At 54.4% G+C, this 3,786-nt stretch carries 7 protein-coding genes; 6 read left to right on the top strand and 1 reads right to left on the bottom strand.

What is annotated here, in order from left to right; all coding sequences use genetic code 11:
- The coding region (locus E4680_RS14165) for a hypothetical protein (RefSeq protein WP_167792526.1) at positions 1-644 on the top strand (644 nt) is incomplete at its 5' end.
- Here E4680_RS14165 and E4680_RS13560 read toward each other — a convergent pair.
- Positions 610-1,083: a hypothetical protein gene (locus tag E4680_RS13560; protein WP_135282958.1), complete on the bottom strand. Its 474-nt coding sequence runs from the start codon at positions 1,081-1,083 to the stop codon at positions 610-612. The two genes, E4680_RS14165 and E4680_RS13560, sit on opposite strands and share 35 nt — an antisense overlap.
- Between E4680_RS13560 and E4680_RS13555 the strand changes: the two genes are divergently transcribed.
- The 5 genes from E4680_RS13555 to E4680_RS13535 all read left to right on the top strand — a co-directional run bounded on the left by E4680_RS13555 (position 1,082) and on the right by E4680_RS13535 (position 3,719).
- Complete coding sequence (locus tag E4680_RS13555; RefSeq protein WP_135282957.1) at positions 1,082-1,420, top strand: hypothetical protein; 339 nt, start codon at positions 1,082-1,084, stop codon at positions 1,418-1,420. The genes E4680_RS13560 and E4680_RS13555 overlap by 2 nt on opposite strands.
- Complete coding sequence (locus tag E4680_RS13550) at positions 1,417-1,800, top strand: hypothetical protein (protein WP_135282956.1); 384 nt, start codon at positions 1,417-1,419, stop codon at positions 1,798-1,800. Before E4680_RS13555 ends, E4680_RS13550 begins: the two co-directional genes overlap by 4 nt.
- Before the next feature lie 12 nt (positions 1,801-1,812).
- Positions 1,813-2,604 carry a hypothetical protein gene (locus E4680_RS13545; protein ID WP_135282955.1) on the top strand — a complete coding sequence of 264 codons (792 nt, stop codon included), beginning with the start codon at positions 1,813-1,815 and terminating at the stop codon, positions 2,602-2,604.
- 3 nt (positions 2,605-2,607) lie between these two features.
- Complete coding sequence (locus tag E4680_RS13540; protein WP_205688946.1) at positions 2,608-2,964, top strand: hypothetical protein; 357 nt, start codon at positions 2,608-2,610, stop codon at positions 2,962-2,964.
- 101 nt (positions 2,965-3,065) lie between these two features.
- Complete coding sequence (locus E4680_RS13535; protein ID WP_135282954.1) at positions 3,066-3,719, top strand: hypothetical protein; 654 nt, start codon at positions 3,066-3,068, stop codon at positions 3,717-3,719.
- Positions 3,720-3,786: the final 67 nt, after the last annotated feature.

The raw sequence follows: 3,786 nt of genomic DNA, 5'->3' as shown, positions 1-3,786 counted from the left end.
ATGTGTCCAGTCGCATCGGGCTTGGCCGCATCGTCCCCGGTATGCAGGGGCTGTCTCGTAACGATATCGGCATGGCGCTATGGGAAATCCTCGGCCCCGCCGGACAACCGGTCGTTACGGGTGCTGGGGCTACCGCTCGCCTTGCGCAGGGAGACATCCTCGGCGCCGCACGCAACGCTCCGGTACGCGCCATTGCCGACGCGGCCAATCTAGCTGATCAGATCCTGACCGGAGAGCAGCGCGATAAGCAAGGGAACGTTGTAGCTCCGGCTACCTTGGGCAGCATGTTGATGAAAGCCGCTGGGTTCAGTTCTACGGAACTGTCCCGAGAGTACCAGGCAATGAACATCATCTATGACTACCAAGAGTGGAAGACGGATGCCACCAAGGGTTTCCGCCAGGATCTTGTCCGCGCTTACCGGGAAGGACCTGAAGCAGTCAAGGCCGTGATTGATTCCATCAATGCGTGGAACCAATCACACCCGAATCCACGGGACCGGATCACGATCGATTACGGCGATGCGCTACGGCAGTCACGCGCAAGGACGCTCACAGAGCGCCGCACCGGCGGGCAGAGCGCTAAGCAACGCGCTGAGATGAATGGCCTGCTCAGGTCCGTCGGGATCGAGCCAGGAGACCTGTGATGAACTTCAGGCGTTCATCCGCAGCTTTGGCATCGGCTTCGGACTCCGCGAAGTCGATGCGCTGTTGCAGTAGGGGTTCGTATTGCTGGAGCGCCGAGGGTGGCTCTCTCAGGGTCAGCGATGGATACGCGGGCACCCCGAGGTCCTTGAAGGTTATGGAGGCGTAATGGTTACGTTCGGTTTCAACGGCCCGTGTGGACTTATGGTCCGCGCCGGAATGATGCATGAAGATCATGAAGCGCAGAGCGAAATTGTAGTGCGGTATGAGGTGGGTCCAGTTGATATCCAGATCGGGACTATCGTGGACTTTGATGTAGCCTGTTGCATCCTTGAACCCGACGATCAGGGCAGCGCACGGGATGCTGAGGCCAAGGTGGCTGCGCAGTTGCTCGACTTTTCGGGTTGTGGCCCTGAACTCCGCAAGGCGGGTTAATTTCATGCGTACTCTCGAAGTTGTACTGGACGATAAAGATTACGAAACAGCGATGGTCGCCGCCGCGCTTTGTGGGCAGGATACCGACGAATGGGTTGCCGGTGCAATAGCCATCGTCAGTCATGTGTGTACATCGGCCCCCAGTAAACGTATGCGGGTCGAGGCATTCCTAAGCCCGAAAGAGTTAGCCGAGCGATGGTGTATGAGCATTGGGGAACTCGATTCCCGTAGCCGGTTACACGGAACTCCGAACCCTGTTATGATTGCCGGTAAGTTATTGTACAGGCTAAAGGATGTGGTTGTCTACGAGAAGCATATGATGGAAAGGCAGGGCATGGCATGACAACGATCTATGTCGAAATGACAGAGCAGCTATCGAATCTGGAAGCAAAGATTCGGTACATCCCTGTTGTTGTCGATGGAGCGCAGGTCTACCACAATATGACCGCGCTTCGATTCGTAGGCGCTACCGGCGTGGTTACTCATGCGGGTGGTGGGGTTATCGATGTCAACTTCTCCGGCCTTGGCGGCTCGACGTATAAGCACACGCAGGCTTCGGCCTCGGATACCTGGACCGTGAACCACAACCTAGGGTACAACCCTACTGTGCAGGTTTTCAATTCCGGTGGCCAGGTGGTCATCGCCGATATCAGTCACACAAGCTTGAATCAAACCGTAATTTCCGCGTCCCTTGCGTTCAGCGGGTACGCCCTATTTACTTAAGGAGTATTCGCAATGGCCACAAAGATCTCAACTTCATTCGATTTTCAGAGCGCAGGGACTGTAACCGGGTTAACTAACCCGAGCGCATCTACAGACGCAGCGACCAAGGCATACGTTGACAGCGCTGTCGAGGGTCTCGCGTGGAAGGATTCGGCACGTGTGGCTACGCAGGGGAACCTTACGTTAGCATCCCCCGGTGCCACGATCGACGGCATTACGATGGTGTCTGGGGATCGGGTACTTGTGCGAGCGCAGAGCGCCGGAGCAGAAAACGGCATCTATATCTGGAACGGCGCGGCGGTCCCCGCAACAAGGTCGCTTGACGCGAATACCGCGAATGAGCTTGAGCAAGCCGTTGTTACCGTCGAGGAGGGCACCAGCGCTGGGGTAACATATCGCCAGACCGCCGTGAATTTTACACTGGACTCTGGTGCGGTATCCTGGTCTGTATTCGGCACCGCTGCGGGGAATGCCAGCGAAACCTCCGCAGGGATCGCGGAGATTGCCACTCAAGCGGAAACAGATGCCGGTACAGACGATCTTCGTTTTGTCACCCCGCTTAAGCTAGCCACGTCGCCCTTTGCGGTTAAGAAGTACGCCGCGAACTTTGGCGATGGGTCTTCGACGAGTTTCAATTTCACGCACAATTTCGGTACTCGCGATGTGCTTGTGGAAGTCATCCTGAATAGCGGGAACTATGACACCGTGCTCTGCGACGTACAACGGACCAGCATAAACCAGGTCACCGTGGTAACGAGTGTTGCTCCTGCTTCCAATGCCTACCGCGTATTGATCCGGGGCTGATAAATGAGGCAGCTTTCTGAATTACTTTTTGAACGGAAGGTAAACTCCCCGACCATTTCGTCGGGGACGCTGACGCTCAACCTTGCAACAGGGCGGTACTTCAAGGTTACCCTGGATGCCAATGTGACAACGCTGACCTTCAGTAATGTACCGTCTGGGGTTGATTGCACCGTTGATCTCAAGCTTGTTCAAGATGCCACGGGGAGCCGTACCTTTGCATGGCCCGCCAGTGTCAAATGGGCGAACGGGTATATCCCGACGGTCACGGCTACCGCGAGTAACTATGACATTTTCACGCTGCACACCGATGATGGTGGAACAACATGGTCCGGGTTCATTGGTGGACAGAGGTTCGTGTGATGCCTGGATTAGGAATGCGTGCTCATTGGTCACCGAGAATCATGTTTCCTGTGTCAGGAGGAGACGCTGGGTGCTTTTACGACCCAAGTGATTTGTCTACAATGTTTCAGGACGTTGCTGGAACTATCCCCTGCGCTGTTGATTCTACCGTCGCGTTGATAAAAGACAAAGGCCCGTTTGGCTACGATGCTAGTCAATCTGACTCAGCGAAGCGCCCAACTCTCAAAAAGGATTCGGCTACGGGAAGGCATTTCTTACGTTATGGCCCAGAAGTCCAGCATTTGGTTACGGGATTAGTCATCCCCCGGCCAACCGGGGATATATTTTCTGCGGTGGCGATTCAGCACATATCAGACACACTTGATTTCCCTGGCTATTTTAGGCATCGTGGATTTACCAATGACATTGATTCAAGGCTCCCTGTGTTTTTTTCCCAAAAGTCTACTGGTAAAATGTTTGTTGAGTTTGGGTCAACAGGTTCTGTATCATTCACAACAAACAGGGCACTTAAGAATGTGTTCTCGTGCACGAGGATCGTTAGTGGTGCGTTGACCGCTTACAGTAACGGTTCCATTGCCGGTGTGGATAGCTCTGTCGATAACCCTACCAGCGATACGCTGAAAGAAACTCATGTCGGCGTCACCGCCAACTTTGATCTCTATGGGGCACTTGTTATATCCGGATTCGTTAACAGCACCGCGAACAGGGCGCGCATAGAAAAATGGTTTGCAGAGCGTATGGGCCTTGTGTATTAGCTCCATAGCAGTTACTATTTCCCTACAACTACCCCGAGGGCGGAACCGTGAGTTTAAGCAGAATCGT

It is taken from the genome of Candidatus Macondimonas diazotrophica, from assembly GCF_004684205.1.
In the GTDB taxonomy this organism is placed as follows: Bacteria; Pseudomonadota; Gammaproteobacteria; order UBA5335; family UBA5335; genus Macondimonas; species Macondimonas diazotrophica.
Note: the sequence above shows the minus strand (reverse complement) of the source record. Positions and strands in the feature narration are given on the sequence as shown.